The following is a 17,308-nucleotide window of genomic DNA, read 5'->3' as shown; positions in this document are numbered from 1 at the left end:
CATCCTCACCTCCCGTCAGCCGCAATGAATCAAATCACGCAGCCATTGGCTAGGGGTTTTTGGAGGTCCCCACCTTTTTTTGGGTTGTCTGGTCTTGAGAGGACGCCAGCGAGTGAGGTGCCAAAGGACCCGCGCTCAGGCAGGAGCGCGGGTCCTTTCAAGAAAGGCTGCAGCAGGGCTTCGCGCCATCGGCTCGGCCACAGGAGCCTTAGTGATTATGGCGCGGCGATTTGCGCGAGATGCCGCGATATTTGACGGCCATCTCCAGCACAGCGCCGGTCGCCATCTGCCCCGTCTTTTCGCGGAACAGCTCTTCCCATGGCGTGTTCGACGCCGGGACTTCCGGCGGAGCCTCCTGCCGTCGCCGGGCGATCTCCGCTTCGTCGACCAGCGCGTCGCACCGCCCGCTGTTGACGTCGATCCGCAGGGTGTCGCCGGTGCGCAGCCACGCCAGCCCGCCGCCTGCCGCGCTTTCCGGCGAGATGTTGAGGATCGAGGGACTGTCTGAAGTCCCCGACTGCCGCCCGTCGCCCAGCGTCGGCAGCCACTGCACGCCGCGCTGGATCAGCGCGTCCGGCGGCTGCATGTTGACGACTTCCGCCGATCCGGGCCAGCCGATCGGACCTGCGCCGCGCATGACGAGGATGCAGTTCTCATCGATTTCAAGCGTCGGATCGTTGATCCGGTGATGATAATCCTCGCCGCCCTCGAAGACGATGGCTCTGCCCTCGAAAATGCCCTCGGCACCGGGGGTGGACAGATAGCGTGCGCGGAATTCCTGGCTGATGACGGACGTCTTCATGATCCCGAAGTCGAAGAGGTTGCCGGAGAGCACGAGGAACCCCGCCTTTTCACGCAACGGCGTGTCAAACGCGCGGATGACATCGCGGTCGCGCGCTTCCCGGCCGGCGAGATTCTCCGCTAGAGAGCGTCCCGTCACGGTCAGGCACTCGCCCGACAGCTTTCCCGCCTGCAACAGTTCCCACAGGATCGCGGGCACGCCGCCCGCCCGATGGAACTTCTCGCCCAGATATCGCCCGGCGGGCTGCATATCCAGCAGCAGCGGCAGGTCGTAGCCATGATCGGTCCAGTCGGAGGGATGCAGCTCGACGCCCGCATGGCGCGCCATCGCCATCACATGCGGCTGCGCATTGCTCGACCCGCCGAGCGCGCTCACCACCCGGATCGCGTTCAGGAAGCTCTCGCGCGTCAGCACATGCGACGGGCGCAAATCCTCATAGGCCATTTCGACGATGCGGCGGCCCGTCTCATACGCCATTTGCCCGCGCTCCCGATACGGCGCCGGGATCGCCGCGCAGCCGGTCAGCGATAGACCCAGCGCTTCGGCCACGGCGTTCATCGTGGAGGCCGTGCCCATCGTATTGCAATGCCCGGCCGATGGCGCGCTGTCGCAGGCGCGCTGCAGGAACTCCTCCTCGTCGATTTCGCCCGCCGCCAGCTTGCGGCGGCTGCGCCAGATCACGGTGCCCGACCCGACAAGCTCGCCCTCATGCCAGCCGTCGAGCATCGGCCCGCCCGACAGCACGATGGCCGGAATGTCGACGGTGCTCGCGGCCATGATCCCCGACGGCGTCGTCTTGTCGCAGCCGGTGGTCAGAACGACCGCGTCGATCGGATAGCCATAGAGAATTTCGACAAGCCCGAGATAAGCGAGATTGCGGTCGAGCGCCGCAGTCGGGCGGCGGCAATTCTCGAAGATCGGATGGACCGGAAATTCCATCGCAATGCCGCCCGCGTCGCGAATCCCGTCCCGCACCCGCTTCGCCAGATCGAGGTGAATGCGGTTGCACGGGCTAAGGTCGCTGCCGGTCTGCGCAATACCGATGATCGGCCGCCCCGATCGCAGTTCGGCGGGCGTGATCCCATAGTTCATGAACCGCTCCAGATAGAGCGCGACCATGTCCGACCGCTCGGGATCGGCGAACCAGTCCTGCGATCGGAAGCGGGGCTTGGCGGGCGAAGTCATGTCCGGTCCTCGGTTCAGGCCGTGGTCGATGGCAGGCGCAAAGCCCCATCGATCCGCTGCGGCACGCCCCACGGATTGCCGTCCGCCAAAGCCTGCGGGAGCAACGCGGTCGGAAAGCTCTGGTAGCATACCGGCCGCAGGAACCGATCGATCGCGAGGGTGCCGACGGAGGTGGTCCGGCCATCCGATGTCGCCGGATAGGGGCCGCCATGCACCATGGCATGGCTGACCTCCACGCCGGTCGGCCAGCCGTTCACCAATATTCGGCCGACTTTCCGCTCCAGCACCGGCACGAGCGCCGCCGCCAGCGGTTCGTCTTCGGGATCGAGGATCAGGGTAGCCGTTAGCTGTCCCTCCAGCGCCGCGATCACCCCAGAGGCTTCGCTCATGTCGCTGACCGTCACCACGATCGAGGAGGAGCCGAAGACTTCATGCGACAGTGCCGCGTCGCTCAGGAATTGCGCGGCGCTGGTGCTGAACAGTGCGCCGCGTGCCTGATTGACGCCCTCGCCGACGCAACCTCGCGCCACGGCCGTTACTGCCTCATGCGATTCCAGTGCGCCGACGCCTTTCTCGAAGCTGGCGTGGATGCCGGGGCTCAGCATCGGCTGCGGCTGGCTTGCCGCCATTGCCTCGCTGGCTGCATCGATGAACGCGTCGAGATCCGGCCCTTCGACCGCGATCAGGAGGCCGGGATTGGTGCAGAACTGGCCCGCGCCCATCGTCAGCGACTGAATGAAAGCGGGAGCCAGCGCAGCCCCCCGCGCCTTGAGCGCCGCAGGGAAGATGATGACGGGGTTGATCGAACTCATCTCGGCATAGACCGGGATCGGCTCGGCGCGGCCAGCCGCGATCCGCACCAGCGCAAGCCCGCCTGCACGCGATCCGGTGAAGCCCACAGCCTTGATGCGCGGATCGGCCACCAGCGCGCCGCCCAGTTCATTGCTCGGACCGGGCACGTAGGAGAAGACGCCCTCGGGCAGACCGCAGGCGGCAACGGCCTTCTGGATGGCGCGGGCGACCAGCTCGCCAGTGCCGGGATGGGCCGGGTGCCCCTTCACGACCACCGGGCAACCGGCGGCAAGCGCTGAGGCCGTGTCGCCGCCCGCCACGGAAAAGGCGAGGGGGAAGTTGCTCGCGCCGAAGACCGCGACCGGGCCGACCGACAGATGGCGGCGGCGCAGGTCGGGGCGAGGCATGGGCTGGCGATCCGGCATGGCGGGATCGATCGTCACCTGCGCCCAGCTTCCTTCCCGCAGCACCTGCGCGAACAGGCGCAATTGGCCAGCCGTGCGGCCCCGTTCGCCCTCCAGCCGCGCGCGCGGCAGGCCGCTTTCCGCCATGGCGCGCTCGATCAACAAGTCGCCGATGGCCACGATTTCGTCCGCAATTCTTTCCAGGAACGTTGCGCGGGCGTCAGGGGAGATGTCGGCAAAGGCGATAGCGGCCGCGTCCGCCAGCGCACATGCCTGCGCCGCTTCATCCGGTCCGGCGCTGCTGAAATCCGGCGTCAGGGTTTCGCCCGTCGCCGGATTGACGGCTTCAAAGCGAGCCGTGCTCTGGATTTCCGCTGCTCCTATGAGCGTGCTGCCGTTGATCATGTCATCGCCTTTTCGTTGAGTGGGGAGGGCAGGATCGGGCGCTATCGCCGCACATCGTAATGACCCTGCCGGAATGTCCGGACGTCGGCAGCGCTGGCCGTGCTGGCGTCGCCTATCGTGAAATGCTTGAGGCAGGCGAGCGCCAGCCCCTGTTCCGCCGCTTCTTCCAGCCCCTGGCCGAGCCCCGAGAGGATGCCCGCGGCAAAGGTGTCGCCTGTGCCGATGCGGTCGATGACGGCGTTCAGTGCAATCTCGCCAGTCTGGTAGAAGTCTTCGCACCCGTCGATGCGCGCCGAAAGGACGTAATTATCCGCGTCGATGGTCGTGCGCGCCGTCGAGGCGATGTGGGAGAGGTTCGGAAAGGCATCGAACAGCGCCATCGACGCGGAGCGGCGGCGATCCGGCCCCTTGCCGTCGAAGTCACGGCCGAGCAGCAGGCTGATGTCGCGATGATTGCCCAGGAACAGGTCCGCCAGCGCCACATAGTCCCGCAGGATCGAGCGCGGATCGCTGTCCCACTGGTCCCACAAGGTCGCGCGATAATTGCCGTCGAACGAAATCGAGAGACCAAGCTCCTTCGCCGCCCGCGCCGCCGCGAGACCGAGGCTGGCGCTGTCTGGACCCAGTGCGGGCGTGATGCCGGACAAATGAAGCCACTGCGCGCCGTCGAGCAGGCGCGGCCAGGCGAAATCCGCAGCGGTGGCGCGGGCGAAGGTCGATCCCGCCCGGTCGTAAAGGATGGACGAAGGGCGGATGCCAGCGCCGGGACTGAGATAATAGACGCCCAGTCGGCCCGGCGCACGGGCTATGCCCGACAGCGCAACGCCATGGCGGCGCAAGTGATCGACGGCGGCGTCACCCATCATGCCTTCGGGCAGGACGGAGATGAACCGGCTGTTGACGCCGACATGCGCAAGGGCAATCGCGACATTGGCCTCGGCTCCGCCAAAGTGCGCCTGCAAGGAAGGCGTATCGAACATGCGCCCATTCTTCGGTCCCGAGAAGCGCATGAGCAATTCGCCGAGGCAGGCTACAGATCCGGTGACAGCATTGGACATATTATACTCCGCATCCTTCCCGTTCTGCCGTATGATCTAGTTGTCTAACCCACTTGACAGCAGGGCCTTATCAATGTTGGTAGCGCTATCAAAGACGAGTGTCGAGTAGGAGTTGACGATGCCGGGGGTTTTTTCCTTACGTGACGATCTGCCGTCGGACTGGCGATCAGGTCGGTTCGTGGGCCGTGTCATGCAAGCAGCGGGGCCTAGCCCCATTTTGGTGGAAGACGGCATAGCTTACGACATGTCGCAAGTTGCGCCAACCGTCTCGATGCTGCTGGACCGGCTGCCGAGTCGGGGCGACACCGGACAGGCTCTGGGTGATCTCGACACGCTCGACCTGCCGTTATTGAGCCCGGTCGACCTCCAGTGCGTGAAAGCCTGCGGCGTGACTTTCGCTCTTTCCGCCATCGAGCGCGTGATCGAGGAACGCGCACGGGGCGACGCCCGCGCAGCGATCGACATTCGCACACGGCTGGAAGGCCGCGTCGGTGGATCGATCCGGGGGGTGGTGCCCGGTTCTCCCGAAGCCGCGGCGCTCAAGCAGGCGTTGATCGAGGACGGCCTGTGGTCGCAATATCTTGAGGTCGCGATCGGCCCCGACGCCGAAGTCTTCACCAAGGCGCCGGTCCTCGCGACAGTCGGCGCAGGCGCGGAGATCGGTATCCGCTCCGACTCGACATGGAATAATCCGGAGCCCGAGATCGTCCTGATCATGGACTCGCGCGGTACGCCGGTCGGCGCGACGCTCGGCAATGACGTCAACCTGCGCGATTTCGAGGGGCGGTCCGCGCTGCTGCTCGGCAAGGCCAAGGACAACAACGCCTCCTGCTCTCTGGGGCCGTTGATCCGCCTGTTCGACGAGGGCTTCAATATGGACGATGTTCGCGCCGCCGATGTGGAGTTGAGGATCGAGGGACCCGAAGGCTATGTGCTGGAAGGCGTCAGCAGCATGGCGCAGATCAGCCGCGATCCGACGGAGCTGGTTCGCCAGACGCTGAGCGAGCATCAGTATCCGGACGGCTTCGCGCTGTTCCTCGGCACGCTGTTCGCGCCGGTGCAGGACCGCGACGAGCCGGGACGCGGCTTCACGCACAAGGTCGGCGACATGGTGTCCATCGCAACGCCGCGCCTTGGACGGCTGGTGAACCGAGTCGTCACGTCGAACGATGCGCCGCCATGGGAGCAGGGGGTGGGCGCCCTGATGACCAACCTTGCGAGCCGCGGCCTTCTGGGCCAGCGCACCGAGGAAAGCGTGGCATGACCGGACGGGCGATCTACCCCAGCCTTGCGGGCAAGCGAGTCTTCATCAGCGGCGGCAGTAGCGGCATCGGCGAAGGGCTGGTCGAGGCATTCGTCCGGCAAGGCGCGCGCGTGGCGTTCGGCGACATCCTGGAAATGGAGGCGCAGGCGCTGATCTCGCGATTGTCGGACGCTACGTTCAAGCCTTCCTTCGATGTCTGTGACCTCACCGATGTTTCCGCCGTGAAGCGGGTGCTGGGCCAGGTGGACGAAGACCTTGGCGGCATCGACATTCTCGTCAATAATGCGGGTAATGACGACCGTCACTCCATCGAGGAGGTGACGCCGGAATATTGGGACGAGCGAATGGCCGTCAATCTGCGCCATATGTTCTTCGCGGCGCAGGCCGTCCTCCCCGCCATGCGCAAGGCTGGCGGCGGCGTCATCCTCAACTTCGGGTCGATAAGCTGGCATCTGGGCCTGCGCGATCTGGTGCTCTACCAGACGGCCAAGGCGGGGATCGAAGGACTGACGCGCAGCCTCGCCCGCGACCTGGGCCGCGACAACATCCGCGTGAACACCATCGTTCCCGGCAATGTGAAGACTCCGCGGCAGATGAAATGGTATACGCCGGAGGGCGAGGCGGAGATCGTCGCCGCCCAGTGCCTCGATGCGCGCATAGCCCCGGTCGATGTCGCCGCGCTCGCTCTGTTCCTGGCTTCGGACGACGCGCGCATGTGTACCGGCCACGACTATTTCGTCGATGCGGGCTGGCGCTGACGCGATGGAGAGCCAACCGCAACCGGTGCTGAAGCTGGGCGCCGCTCTGGGGGAAGGGCCGATCTGGGTAGGCCGCGACCGCGCCTTATGGTTCGTGGATATCAAGGCGCCTGCGATCTATCGTTTCGATCCAGAAACGGAGGATCTGGAGACCTGGGCCGCTCCCGCTCAGGTCGGATGGATCGTCCCGGCAGCGCGCGGCGACTTCATCGTGGGCCTGCAGACGGGCGTCCATCGCTTCGATCCCTCCACTTCGGCCTTCACTTTGCTGCACGATCCCGAAGCGCATTTGCCCGGCAACCGCCTGAACGACGCGACCGTCGATCACCGCGGCCGGATCTGGCTCGGCTCCATGGACGACGCGGAGGAGGCCGTGAGTGGCCGCATCTACCGAATGGACGAAGGGTCCACGACCGACACCGGCCTGTCTCCAGTGACGATCACGAATGGTCCCGCTGTCTCGCCGGACGGCACGATCCTCTATCATGTCGATACTCTGGGCCGGACGATCTGGCAGAGCCGGATAGGCGATGACGGCACGCTGGAAGGCACCGCGCCATTCGTGACGATCGAGGAGGGCGCTGGCCATCCCGATGGACCTGTCGTGGATGCGGAGGGGTGCGTCTGGATCGGCCTGTTCGGCGGATGGGGCGTCAGGCGGTACGACCCGGCCGGAGAGCTCATATCCCATGTCGCATTCCCCGTGGCCAACATCACGAAGATCGCGTTCGGCGGCGGCGACCTGTCGACCGTCTATGCCACGACCGCGCGCAAGGGCCTGAGTGAGGCGGAGCTGCAGGAACAGCCGTATGCGGGGGACCTTTTCGCATTCCGGCCGGGCGTCCGTGGTCTTGCCGCGCACCACGCGCTACTATGATAACATCGGAGAGAAGGACAAAAGATGCACGAGGGGAGCGCTGACAAGGTCAATATGGCTTTTGTCGCTGCAATCGTCGCAGTGGCGACGATCGGCGGTTTCATGTTCGGATATGACTCGGGGGTCATAAACGGCACGCAGGAAGGGCTGGAGCACGCTTTCAACCTGTCGAAGCTGGGCACCGGGTTCAATGTCGGCGCGATATTGATCGGCTGCGCCGTGGGCGCGTTCCTTGCGGGGCGGCTGGCGGACCTGATCGGTCGCCGGACGGTCATGATGATCGCTGCGCTGTTGTTCGTGGCAAGTGCATTGGCCGCGGGCGCCGCGACATCGTCGCTGCTGTTCATCCTTGCGCGACTGATCGGCGGGCTGGGCGTCGGCGCCGCCAGCGTTCTCTCGCCCGTCTATATCAGCGAAGTCACGCCCGCCGCCATTCGCGGTCGCCTGTCCTCGATCCAGCAGATCATGATCATCACCGGCCTTACCGGGGCGTTCGTCGCCAACTATGTGCTGGCGAACTCGGCCGGGGGCTCCATGGCGCCGCTGTGGATGGACCTGCCCGCGTGGCGCTGGATGTTCTGGATGCAGGTCATTCCGGCTGGCATCTACTTCGTCGCCTTGCTGTTCATTCCCGAAAGCCCCCGCTATCTGATGGTGCGCGGACGCGAAGCAGATGCGCGTAAAGTCCTGACGCGCCTCTTCGGCCCGATGGAAGCCGACCGGAAGGTCACGGAGATCAACGCGACCCTGGCCGCCGATCACCACCGGCCCAAATTCTCCGACCTGATCGACAAGACGAACGGCAAGGTGCGACCCATCGTCTGGACCGGCATCGGCCTCGCCATGTTCCAGCAGCTCGTGGGCATCAACATCGTGTTCTATTATGGCGCGGTGCTCTGGCAATCGGTCGGCTTCAGTGAAAACGACGCGCTGTTGATCAACATCCTGTCGGGCTCGCTGTCCATCCTGGCCTGCGTCGCGACGGTGTTCCTGATCGACAAGATCGGACGCAAGCCGCTGCTGTTGACGGGCTCGGCCGGTATGACCGTAACGCTTGCTCTGGTCGCGATCTGCTTCTCGACGGGCTCATTCGTGAACGGCAGCCTCCGCCTGTCCGACCAGATGGGCATGATCGCTCTGATCGCCGCCAATCTCTACGTGATCTTCTTCAATCTCAGCTGGGGCCCGGTCATGTGGGTCATGCTGGGCGAAATGTTTCCCAACCAGATACGCGGATCTGGCCTCGCCATCGCGGGCTTTGCCCAGTGGATGGCGAACTTCCTGATCTCGCTCAGCTTCCCGGCGCTCGCCGCCGGTATCGGGCTGCCCGTAACCTATGGCTTCTACGCCCTTGCCGCATTTCTCTCTTTCTTCTTCGTGCGCAAGATGGTGCACGAGACCAAGGGACGCGAACTGGAGGACATGGTCGGCTAAGCAAGGCCCGCCCTGCGCGAGCCAATGCGCTGTCGGGTGCTACGGCTTGCGCGGGCGTCGCCGGGGTGCGGCGTCCGACTGTCGGCGGACCAGGCTGTAGTCGAGAAGGATGTGGCTCGGAGGACCATCCTTCTCCATCTTGCCGCTCCTGATTTCCCGCACCAGAAGCTCGACTGCAGCGCGCGACATGTCGCTGATAGGCTGGCGAATAGTCGTGAGTTCCGGCCAGATCGTCGTCGCGAGCGGCGTATCGTCGAAGCCGCACACGGTAAGATCGCCCGGAACATCGAGCCCGCGCCGATGCGCGATCGCCACGGTCGCAGCCGCCATGTCGTCGTTGCTCGCGAAGATCGCCGTCGGTGGCTCAGGCAGGTCCAATATCTGCTCGGCCGCGTCTAGACCGGACCGGTACGTAAAGAGGCCCTGCGCAACAAGGCGCTCGTCGCTTTCGATACCCGCTTCCGAAAGGGCCAGCGCATAGCCTTCGAAACGGCGCATACTGGCGCTCTGGTTGGGATTGCCGCGAATGAAGCCGATCCTGCTGTGGCCGAGCGAAATCAGGTGCCGCGTCATTTCATGGGCGGCCTGATGATCGTCGATGCTCACCGCCGACATTCTCTTCGGCGTCCGGCCGGTGGCGACAGCGACGGCTGGGATCATCGCCGCCGCCAGCGCACGCAGCATTTCGAGGGAATCGCAAAGCGGCGGCGGCAGGATCACGCCATCGATGCGGCCGCGCAGCAGATGGTCGATCGCGCCCTTGATCGACATGTCTTCGGCGAACTTTTCGACCACCAGATGCACGTTGCTGCGGCTGGCCTGATCGAGGCTCCCCATCAGGAATTCGCTGAGATAGGAGGAGGACGGGTTGCTGTAGAGCAGGCCGATCCGCGTTTCCTCGCCACCTGCCAGGCTGCGCGCCGCCGCGCTGGGCGCGTAATTGAGCGCCGCGACGGAACGCTCGACCTTCTCCCTGGTCGCCGCTTTCACGATCTGCTCGCCGTTGATGACGCGGGACACCGTCATCGGCGAAACACCCGCATGTTTGGCGACATCGTTGATGGTGGGCGCGTTGCGTTGGCGGCGGGATGTCTTGATTTCCATCAGATCGCCGCGCCGCCCGCCGCGTTAAGTAAATCCTTGTGCATTGCCGAAACGGTAGCGGCAACTCCGGCGAAAGCTAAGGGGAAAAACATAGGATAAGGCGCTTTGGCCGAATTTTTGCGCTCGCGCCGTTTAATGGTGCTTCGGTTGATGCGCAGCCGGTCGGCAGGCATCACGGATTGCCCGGTGCGTGGGGGAAGCTCTGCGCCTTGTACCATAGCAGCGGATGCTCGGGCGCCGCGGCGCCAGCGGGCAGCGGCCTTTTCGAGATCGCTTGGAAATAGGCGATGCACGCGTCGCGCCACCAACGCGCCTCCCGCGCCTGTATCTTCAGGAACGCCTCGGTCTCGGCAAAGCGCACCGGATCGACATAGGGGCGAAGACTGCTCCACGTCGCCTGCATCCCGCCGACATAAGCGACCCCGGCATCGTAATGCTGCACGAGGCTGTTCCAGAGCGTCTCTCCCGAAGCGAGGCGATAGTCCCAGCCGACATGATGAAACCAGAGAAGGTCCCGCTCCGGCGTGGTCTTCGGATCGGCAAGGCGACGGGCTAGTGCAGGCGCATATTGGGCAATGGCATTGCTGCCGGTCTTCGTCCGGTCGAAGCCAATGCCCTCTGCGTCGGCGCGATGATAATAGACCGGGTTCCATTCCGGACGGGCAAGCTCGGACACCCAGGGCGCCGGTCCGTGATGATGGCCGGTGCCCATGATGTGCGAGAGGCCGAGCGGCGTCATGTAATTCACGGCCGCCTCCCGCGATCCCATCATCATCTTCACGACCGGCTCGACGAATTGGGGATCGGCGGTGAAGGTCTGCGCCGTCCATTCGCGCGCCACGGTCTCCGCGGAAGCATCCGGGTCCCACGCGAAACGGCCAAAGGCGTACCAGTCGGCCTGATTGAAGATCGACCCGCTCCAGTCGCGGTCGGCGCCGATATTGGCAACGCCCGCTATGCCGGTCAGCTTGTGCCCGTCCAGACTGCCGTCGATCACCTTCGCCACGGTCGACCCCTTACCCCTGGCGAAAGTGTCGCTCTTCAAAGCCTCCTCAAATAGCGGGCCAAGATAGGTGAGGTGCGTCGACTGCCCCAGATATTCCTTGGTGATCTGGAACTCCATCATCAGCGGGGTCTTTGGCATCGCGCCGAAGAGGGGATGGAAGGGCTCACGCGGCTGGAAATCGATCGCGCCGTTCTTGACCTGCACCAGCACATTGTCAGCGAACTTGCCGTCGAGCGGCTTGAAGTCAGCATAAGCCTGCTTAGCCCGGTCGTCGGGATTGTCATGCGCGTAGACGAAGGCCCGCCACATGACGATGCCGCCATGCGGCTTCACCGCAGCCGCGAGCATGTTCGCGCCATCGGCATGGGTGCGCTTGTAATCCTGCGGTCCGGGCTGGCCTTCGGAATTCGCCTTCACCAGGAAGCCGCCGAAGTCGGGAATGGCCCGATAGATTTCGTCCGCCTTCGCCTTCCACCATGCCGCAACCTGCGGGTCGAGCGGATCGGCGGTCTTCAGCCCGCCAATCTCCATCGGCGCGGTCCAGCGCGCCGAGAGATAGACCTTGATCCCATAAGGGCGGAACACGTCCGCAAGCGCCGCAGACTTGGCGATATAAGGCGCGGTCAGGCTGTCGGAACTGGCGTTCACATTGTTGAGCACGGTGCCATTGATGCCGATAGACGCGTTGGCGCGGGCATAGTCGGCGTAACGCGGACCCTTCCAGTCGGGCAGCCGCCACCAGTCCCAGATCGACTGCCCCGCATAGCCGCGCTCCACGGTGCCGTTCAGATTGTCCCAGTGGTTGAGGAGGCGCAGGCCCATGCGCGGCACGCTGCGAACCGCGATCTTGTCGAGCGGCTGTGCAGTCTGCACCAGCCGCAGATAGCCGAAGACGCCATAGAGCAGCCCCTGATCGGCATCGGCGGCAATGACGGTCACGGCCTTGCCGCCCACCGAAACGCTGCGAATCACATATCCCTCACGGCCCAACTTTCCGAGCCCGAGCGACAGCTTGGCCAGCTCCGGCGAATCGGTTGCCGTTGCCAGCCAGATCGTCCCGCCCTGTATCGCTGTGACGCTCTGGGGCGGGCGTCCGGTCAGGCCCTGAATGCCCCGCACCAGTTCGTCGCGGGCGAGTATCGCCGTGGAAGACTGGCCGGGCGCAAGAAGACTTTCGCTATGGCGGGACAGGCCGGAAAGTGCCACGCCCTGGGCCTTGGGATAGCGCAGCCAGAGGTCGTAGCCATCTTCCGCCTTTGCCCCTGGCGTCAGGACCATAACAAACATGGCCATGATCCAGCAAATCAGCCGTGCCGACATTCAAGCTTCTCCCACCAGTGTGTTGTCAATGCCGCGAGAGGGCATTGACAACCTCATCTTGTCTGCGCAATGGTAACGCTATCAGGCGCGGAACAGCAACAAAAATATCGCCTGACTTCGCAAGTGGAGAGGGAAGTGACGTTGCGATCTTATCAGATTTTGGGCGCGGTCTCGGCATTGGCGCTGCTGGCGTCGGCTCCCGTGTCTTCGGCATCTGCCCGCTCGACTCCGGCAGCAAGCGCAAAGCCGCTCTACAAGGACGCCGCGCAACCCGTCGAGGCGCGCGTCGATGATCTCCTCTCGCGCATGACGCTGGAAGAGAAGATCGCCCAGATCACGACCGCCTGGGACACGAAGGTCACGGTCTTCGACGACAAGCTCCAGCTCGACCCCGCCAAGCTGAAGGCGAATTTCCCTATTGGGCTCGGCCACTTTGCCCGGCCTTCGGATGCCAAGGGTGCCGTCAGCCCGCGCGTCGTGCCAGGCCGCAATCCCCGCCAGACGGTCGCGTTGGTGAACGCCCTTCAGCGCTGGGCCATGACCCAGACTCGGCTCGGCATCCCTATCCTCTTCCATGAAGAAGGACTGCATGGCTACGCCGCAGTGGGCGCGACGAGCTTCCCGCAATCCATTGCCATGGCGTCTGCCTTCGATCTCGATCTGGTTCGGGAAGTGAACATGGTCATTGCCCGCGAAATCCGCTCGCGCGGCGTGAGTCTGGTGCTCTCGCCCGTGGTCGACATTGCCCGCGATCCACGATGGGGCCGGATCGAGGAAACCTTCGGCGAAGACCCTTATCTTGTCGGGGAAATGGGCGTTGCCGCCGTCGAGGGGCTCCAGGGGGCCGGGCGCAGCCGGATGCTACCGCCCGGTCGAGTCTTCGCAACGCTCAAGCATCTGACCGGCCATGGCCAGCCCGAAAGCGGCACCAATGTCGGCCCCGCGCCCGTGTCGGAACGCGAACTGCGCGAGAACTTTTTCCCGCCCTTCGAACAGGTCGTGAAGCGCACTGGCATCGAAGCCGTGATGGCGTCGTATAACGAGATCGACGGTGTTCCCAGCCACGCCAACCGCTGGCTGCTGGGCGACGTGCTGCGCGGCGAATGGGGCTTTCAGGGCGCGGTCGTCAGCGACTATTCCGCCATCGACCAGCTGATGAGCATCCATCATATTGCCGATGATCTGGAGGGTGCCGCCAAGCGTGCGCTCGATGCAGGCGTCGATGCGGATTTGCCCGATGGCGTATCCTACAAGCTGCTGGCGAAGGCCGTGCGCGAAGGCCGCGTCGATCAGGCGAAGGTCGATCTTGCCGCGCGGCGTATGCTGGAACTGAAGTTCCGCGCCGGGCTGTTCGAGAACCCTTATGCCGATGCGACGGCCTCCGAAGCGATCACCAACAACCCGCAGGCGCGCGCCCTGGCGCGGAAGGCGGCGCAGCGGTCGATCACCTTGCTCAAGAATGACGGCATGTTGCCCCTGAAGCCCGGGGGCACGATCGCCGTGATCGGCCCTAGCGCCGCAGTCGCGCGGCTGGGCGGCTATTATGGCCAGCCGCCGCACAGCGTCTCCATCCTGGAAGGCATCAAGGCGAAGGTCGGCACTCGCGCGAACATCGTCTTCGCGCAGGGCGTCAAGATCACCGAGAATGACGACTGGTGGGAAGACAAGGTTACGAAGGCCGACCCTGCCGAAAACCGCCGCCTGATCGCGCAGGCCGTGGAAGCGGCGAAAGGCGTCGACCGTATCATCCTGACCCTGGGCGATACCGAGCAGTCTAGCCGCGAGGGCTGGGCGAACAACCATCTTGGCGACCGCCCGAGCCTCGATCTCGTCGGGGAGCAGCAGGAGCTGTTCGATGCGTTGAAGGCGCTGGGCAAGCCGATCACCGTCGTCCTCATCAACGGCCGTCCGGCGTCCACCGTCAAGATCTCGGAGGAGACCAACGCGCTGATCGAGGGCTGGTATCTGGGCGAGCAGGGCGGGAACGCCATGGCGGACGTGCTGTTCGGCGACGTCAATCCGGGCGGCAAGCTGCCCGTCACAATCCCGCGCTCGGTCGGGCAACTGCCGATGTTCTACAATGCGAAGCCCAGTGCCCGGCGCGGCTATCTGTTCGATACGACTGCGCCGCTGTACCCGTTCGGCTATGGGCTGAGCTACACCAGCTTCGACCTGGGCACGCCGCGTCTGTCCGCGGCGCGCATGGGGAAGGGCGGCTCCGTCACAGTATCGGTGGATGTGCGTAACACCGGCGCGAGGGCGGGCGACGAGACCGTCCAGCTATACGTCCGTGACAAGGTCAGTTCCGTCACGCGGCCCATCAAGGAATTGAAGGGCTTCCAGCGCGTCGCGCTGAACCCCGGAGAGGCCCGGACCGTCAACTTCACGATCAATCCCGCGCATCTGCAGATGTGGAACGACAAAATGGAGCGCGTGGTCGAGCCCGGAGACTTCGATATCATGACCGGCCCAAATTCGGTCGACCTGAAATCCGCGACCCTGACGGTCGTACCATGAAGGCCGCCCATTTTGCCCGTCGGCAAGTGCTCGGCCTGCTCGGCTCGACCTCTCTCGTTGCCGCTGCCCCGGCAATCGGCAAAAGCGGCGGTGGTCCGCTGTACAAGGATGCGTCCGCACCGATTGACCTGCGCGTCCGCGATCTTCTGGGCCGCATGACGCTTGAGGAGAAGGTCGGCCAGATCATCGCGCTTTGGGCGACGAAGGCCGACATCATGGACGATCTGACGTTCTCCCCCGCCAAGGCCAGCGCGGCCTATCCCGCAAGTTTCGGGCAGATCACGCGCCCGTCCGACCGGCGTGGCGCACCTGCAGGTTCGACGCAGGCCGGAGGCACCGGCGCGCGCTGGCGCACGCCTGCCGACACCGTGGCGTTCATCAACGCAGTCCAGCGCTGGGCGACGAAGGAAACGCGGCTCGGCATTCCCGTGCTGTTCCACGAGGAATCGCTGCACGGATACATGGCGACGGACGCCACCATGTTCCCGATGGCGATCGGTCTGGCGGGCAGCTTCGACCGGCAACTGATGCAGGATGTGCAGTCGGTCATCGCCCGTGAAGTCCGCGCCCGCGGCGTTCATCTGGCGCTCTCCCCGGTCGTGGATATCGCCCGCGATCCGCGCTGGGGACGCATCGAGGAAACCTTCGGCGAGGACCCCTATCTCTGTGGCGAGATGGGCGTCGCCGCCGTGCGCGGCCTGCAGGGAGACGGCAAGACCCTGCCTCCGGGCAAGGTGTTCGCAACCCTCAAGCACATGACCGGACACGGCCAGCCGGAGAGCGGCGAGAACATCGCGCCCGCGCCCATCGCCGAACGCGAACTGCGCGAAAACTTCTTCCCGCCCTTCCGCGCCGTGGTGAAGCAGACCGGCATAGCCGCCGTGATGCCGAGCTATAACGAGATCGACGGCGTTCCCAGCCACATGAACCGCTGGCTGCTGGGCGATGTTCTGCGCGGCGAATGGGGCTTCGATGGCGCCATTGTCAGCGACTATGGCGCGGTTCACGAACTCGACACCATTCATCATGTCCAATCCGATCTGGAGGCGGCAGGTCGCGCCGCGCTACGGGCCGGAGTGGACTGCGAGCTGCCCGATGGCATGGCCTATCGGACGCTCGTCAAGCAGGTTCGCGCGGGACAAGTTCCCCTTGAAGCTGTCGACGCTGCCTGCACGCGGATGTTGACGCTGAAGTTCCGCGCGGGCCTGTTTGAAAATCCCTGGCCCGAGAAGGGCTATGGCCGGCTGACCGGCAATGCCGAGGCGCGGGCTTTGGCGCTGAAGGCTGCGCACAAGTCGATTGCGCTGCTGACCAATGACGGCACGCTGCCGCTGACGGCTGGCGCTCACAAGAGGGTGGCGGTGATCGGCCCCAATGCCGCCACCGCCCGGCTGGGCGGCTATTCCAGCATACCGCGTCAGGCCATTTCGCTGCTCGACGCGGTGAAGGCGAAGCTGGCGGGCAAAGCCGATGTGGTCCACGCGCAAGGCGTCTTCATCACCCAGAGCGAGGATCGCTCGGCAGATGAAGTGCTGCTGGCGGACCCCGCGAAAAACCGCGCGCTCATCGCCGAAGCGGTCGAAGTCGCGAAGGGTTCGGACGTCATCATCCTTGCCATTGGCGACACTGAACAGACCAGCCGCGAAGGCTTTGCCGCCAATCATCTTGGCGACCGCACCACTCTCGATCTGGTCGGCGAACAGAATGACCTGTTCGAAGCAATGGCGGCCACTGGCAAGCCGGTCGTCGTCTGCGCCATCAACGGCCGCCCGCCAAGCTATATAACGGTCGCGACGCGGGCAAACGCGCTCCTTGAGTGCTGGTATCCGGGGCAGGAGGGCGGCACGGCCATGGCCGATGCCCTGTTCGGCGACATCAATCCCGGAGCGAAGCTGCCCGTGACGGTTGCGCGCAATGCGGGGCAAATCCCGATCTTCTACAATCGCAAGCCCAGCGCCCGGCGAGGTTATGTGTTCGAGGAGATCGATCCGCTTTTCCCGTTCGGTTTCGGGCTCAGCTACACGACGTTCGAGATGGCCGCGCCGCGCCTGTCGGCTCCGCGGATCGGCACCGGCGGCGAAGTGGTGGTCGAAGTGGAGGTCCGGAACAGCGGATCGAGGGCAGGGGACGAGGTCGTCCAGATCTACGTCCACGACCGCACGGCTTCGGTCACGCGTCCGATCAAGGAGCTGAAGGGCTTCGAGCGCGTGACGCTGCAGCCGGGCGAAAGCCGCACGGTGCGCGTCACCCTTGGCTCCGACGCCTTCGCTTTGTGGAATCAGGAGATGGAGGAAGTGGTCGAACCCGGCCTGTTCGACATCATGGCCGGACCCAATAGCCGCGACCTAAAATCCGTCACGCTCGAAATCATCTGAACAGGAC

Annotated in this window: 12 protein-coding genes; 6 read left to right on the top strand and 6 right to left on the bottom strand. The window is 64.7% G+C overall.

What is annotated here, in order from left to right; translation table 11 throughout:
* Positions 1 to 208 precede the first annotated feature (208 nt).
* From QHC67_RS13225 to QHC67_RS13215, 3 genes are read right to left on the bottom strand one after another with little or no spacing between them, the layout of a single operon-like run.
* Entirely contained in the window at positions 209 to 1,987 is a 1,779-nt protein-coding gene (locus QHC67_RS13225; protein WP_319295033.1) for an IlvD/Edd family dehydratase, read from the bottom strand.
* A 14-nt stretch (positions 1,988 to 2,001) separates the two neighbouring features.
* Positions 2,002 to 3,588 carry an aldehyde dehydrogenase (NADP(+)) gene (locus QHC67_RS13220; protein ID WP_319295031.1) on the bottom strand — a complete coding sequence of 529 codons (1,587 nt, stop codon included), beginning with the start codon at positions 3,586 to 3,588 and terminating at the stop codon, positions 2,002 to 2,004.
* A 41-nt stretch (positions 3,589 to 3,629) separates the two neighbouring features.
* Positions 3,630 to 4,646, bottom strand: a complete 1,017-nt coding sequence (locus QHC67_RS13215) for a sugar kinase (RefSeq protein ID WP_319295029.1) — start codon at positions 4,644 to 4,646, stop codon at positions 3,630 to 3,632.
* Positions 4,647 to 4,764: 118 nt separating this feature from the next.
* Between QHC67_RS13215 and QHC67_RS13210 the strand changes: the two genes are divergently transcribed.
* The 4 genes from QHC67_RS13210 to QHC67_RS13195 are packed head-to-tail and all read left to right on the top strand — an operon-like array spanning position 4,765 to position 8,979.
* Positions 4,765 to 5,910, top strand: a complete 1,146-nt coding sequence (locus QHC67_RS13210; RefSeq protein WP_319295027.1) for a fumarylacetoacetate hydrolase family protein — start codon at positions 4,765 to 4,767, stop codon at positions 5,908 to 5,910.
* A complete protein-coding gene (locus QHC67_RS13205; RefSeq protein WP_319295025.1) occupies positions 5,907 to 6,668 on the top strand; it encodes an SDR family oxidoreductase in 762 nt (253 codons plus the stop codon). Before QHC67_RS13210 ends, QHC67_RS13205 begins: the two co-directional genes overlap by 4 nt.
* Positions 6,669 to 6,672: 4 nt before the next feature.
* On the top strand, positions 6,673 to 7,545 hold the full coding sequence (locus QHC67_RS13200) for an SMP-30/gluconolactonase/LRE family protein (RefSeq protein ID WP_319295023.1): 873 nt from the start codon (positions 6,673 to 6,675) through the stop codon (positions 7,543 to 7,545).
* Between the two features lie 24 nt (positions 7,546 to 7,569).
* Positions 7,570 to 8,979: a sugar porter family MFS transporter gene (locus tag QHC67_RS13195; RefSeq protein ID WP_319295021.1), complete on the top strand. Its 1,410-nt coding sequence runs from the start codon at positions 7,570 to 7,572 to the stop codon at positions 8,977 to 8,979.
* A gap of 39 nt (positions 8,980 to 9,018) precedes the next feature.
* On the opposite strand, the gene QHC67_RS13190 is transcribed toward QHC67_RS13195, so the two are convergent.
* The 3 genes from QHC67_RS13190 to QHC67_RS13180 are packed head-to-tail and all read right to left on the bottom strand — an operon-like array spanning position 9,019 to position 12,409.
* Positions 9,019 to 10,083, bottom strand: coding sequence for a LacI family DNA-binding transcriptional regulator (locus QHC67_RS13190; RefSeq protein ID WP_319295019.1), 1,065 nt, complete (start codon positions 10,081 to 10,083; stop codon positions 9,019 to 9,021).
* A complete protein-coding gene (locus QHC67_RS13185; RefSeq protein ID WP_319295017.1) occupies positions 10,083 to 10,256 on the bottom strand; it encodes a hypothetical protein in 174 nt (57 codons plus the stop codon). The genes QHC67_RS13190 and QHC67_RS13185 overlap by 1 nt, the downstream gene beginning before the upstream one ends.
* Positions 10,256 to 12,409, bottom strand: a complete 2,154-nt coding sequence (locus QHC67_RS13180; protein WP_319295016.1) for an alpha-glucuronidase family glycosyl hydrolase — start codon at positions 12,407 to 12,409, stop codon at positions 10,256 to 10,258. The genes QHC67_RS13185 and QHC67_RS13180 overlap by 1 nt, the downstream gene beginning before the upstream one ends.
* A 135-nt stretch (positions 12,410 to 12,544) precedes the next feature.
* Between QHC67_RS13180 and QHC67_RS13175 the strand changes: the two genes are divergently transcribed.
* Positions 12,545 to 14,926 (top strand): glycoside hydrolase family 3 N-terminal domain-containing protein, encoded by a 2,382-nt coding sequence (locus tag QHC67_RS13175; RefSeq protein ID WP_319295014.1) that lies wholly within the window; start codon positions 12,545 to 12,547, stop codon positions 14,924 to 14,926.
* Positions 14,923 to 17,301: a glycoside hydrolase family 3 N-terminal domain-containing protein gene (locus QHC67_RS13170; RefSeq protein WP_319295012.1), complete on the top strand. Its 2,379-nt coding sequence runs from the start codon at positions 14,923 to 14,925 to the stop codon at positions 17,299 to 17,301. Before QHC67_RS13175 ends, QHC67_RS13170 begins: the two co-directional genes overlap by 4 nt.
* Positions 17,302 to 17,308: the final 7 nt, after the last annotated feature.

This window comes from Sphingobium sp. (assembly GCF_033795625.1).
Lineage (GTDB): Bacteria > Pseudomonadota > Alphaproteobacteria > Sphingomonadales > Sphingomonadaceae > Sphingobium.
This window is presented reverse-complemented; position numbering and strand designations above follow the sequence as displayed.

Bases quoted from the DNA above. Each gene is read 5' to 3' on its own strand.
- QHC67_RS13225 (WP_319295033.1), bottom strand. From the start codon at position 1,987: ATGACTTCGCCCGCCAAGCCCCGCTTCCGATCGCAGGACTGGTTCGCC.
- QHC67_RS13205 (WP_319295025.1), top strand. From the start codon at position 5,907: ATGACCGGACGGGCGATCTACCCCAGCCTTGCGGGCAAGCGAGTCTTC.
- QHC67_RS13195 (WP_319295021.1), top strand. From the start codon at position 7,570: ATGCACGAGGGGAGCGCTGACAAGGTCAATATGGCTTTTGTCGCTGCA.
- QHC67_RS13180 (WP_319295016.1), bottom strand. From the start codon at position 12,409: ATGTCGGCACGGCTGATTTGCTGGATCATGGCCATGTTTGTTATGGTC.
- QHC67_RS13215 (WP_319295029.1), bottom strand. From the start codon at position 4,646: ATGTCCAATGCTGTCACCGGATCTGTAGCCTGCCTCGGCGAATTGCTC.
- QHC67_RS13210 (WP_319295027.1), top strand. From the start codon at position 4,765: ATGCCGGGGGTTTTTTCCTTACGTGACGATCTGCCGTCGGACTGGCGA.
- QHC67_RS13220 (WP_319295031.1), bottom strand. From the start codon at position 3,588: ATGATCAACGGCAGCACGCTCATAGGAGCAGCGGAAATCCAGAGCACG.
- QHC67_RS13185 (WP_319295017.1), bottom strand. From the start codon at position 10,256: ATGCCTGCCGACCGGCTGCGCATCAACCGAAGCACCATTAAACGGCGC.
- QHC67_RS13170 (WP_319295012.1), top strand. From the start codon at position 14,923: ATGAAGGCCGCCCATTTTGCCCGTCGGCAAGTGCTCGGCCTGCTCGGC.
- QHC67_RS13200 (WP_319295023.1), top strand. From the start codon at position 6,673: ATGGAGAGCCAACCGCAACCGGTGCTGAAGCTGGGCGCCGCTCTGGGG.
- QHC67_RS13190 (WP_319295019.1), bottom strand. From the start codon at position 10,083: ATGGAAATCAAGACATCCCGCCGCCAACGCAACGCGCCCACCATCAAC.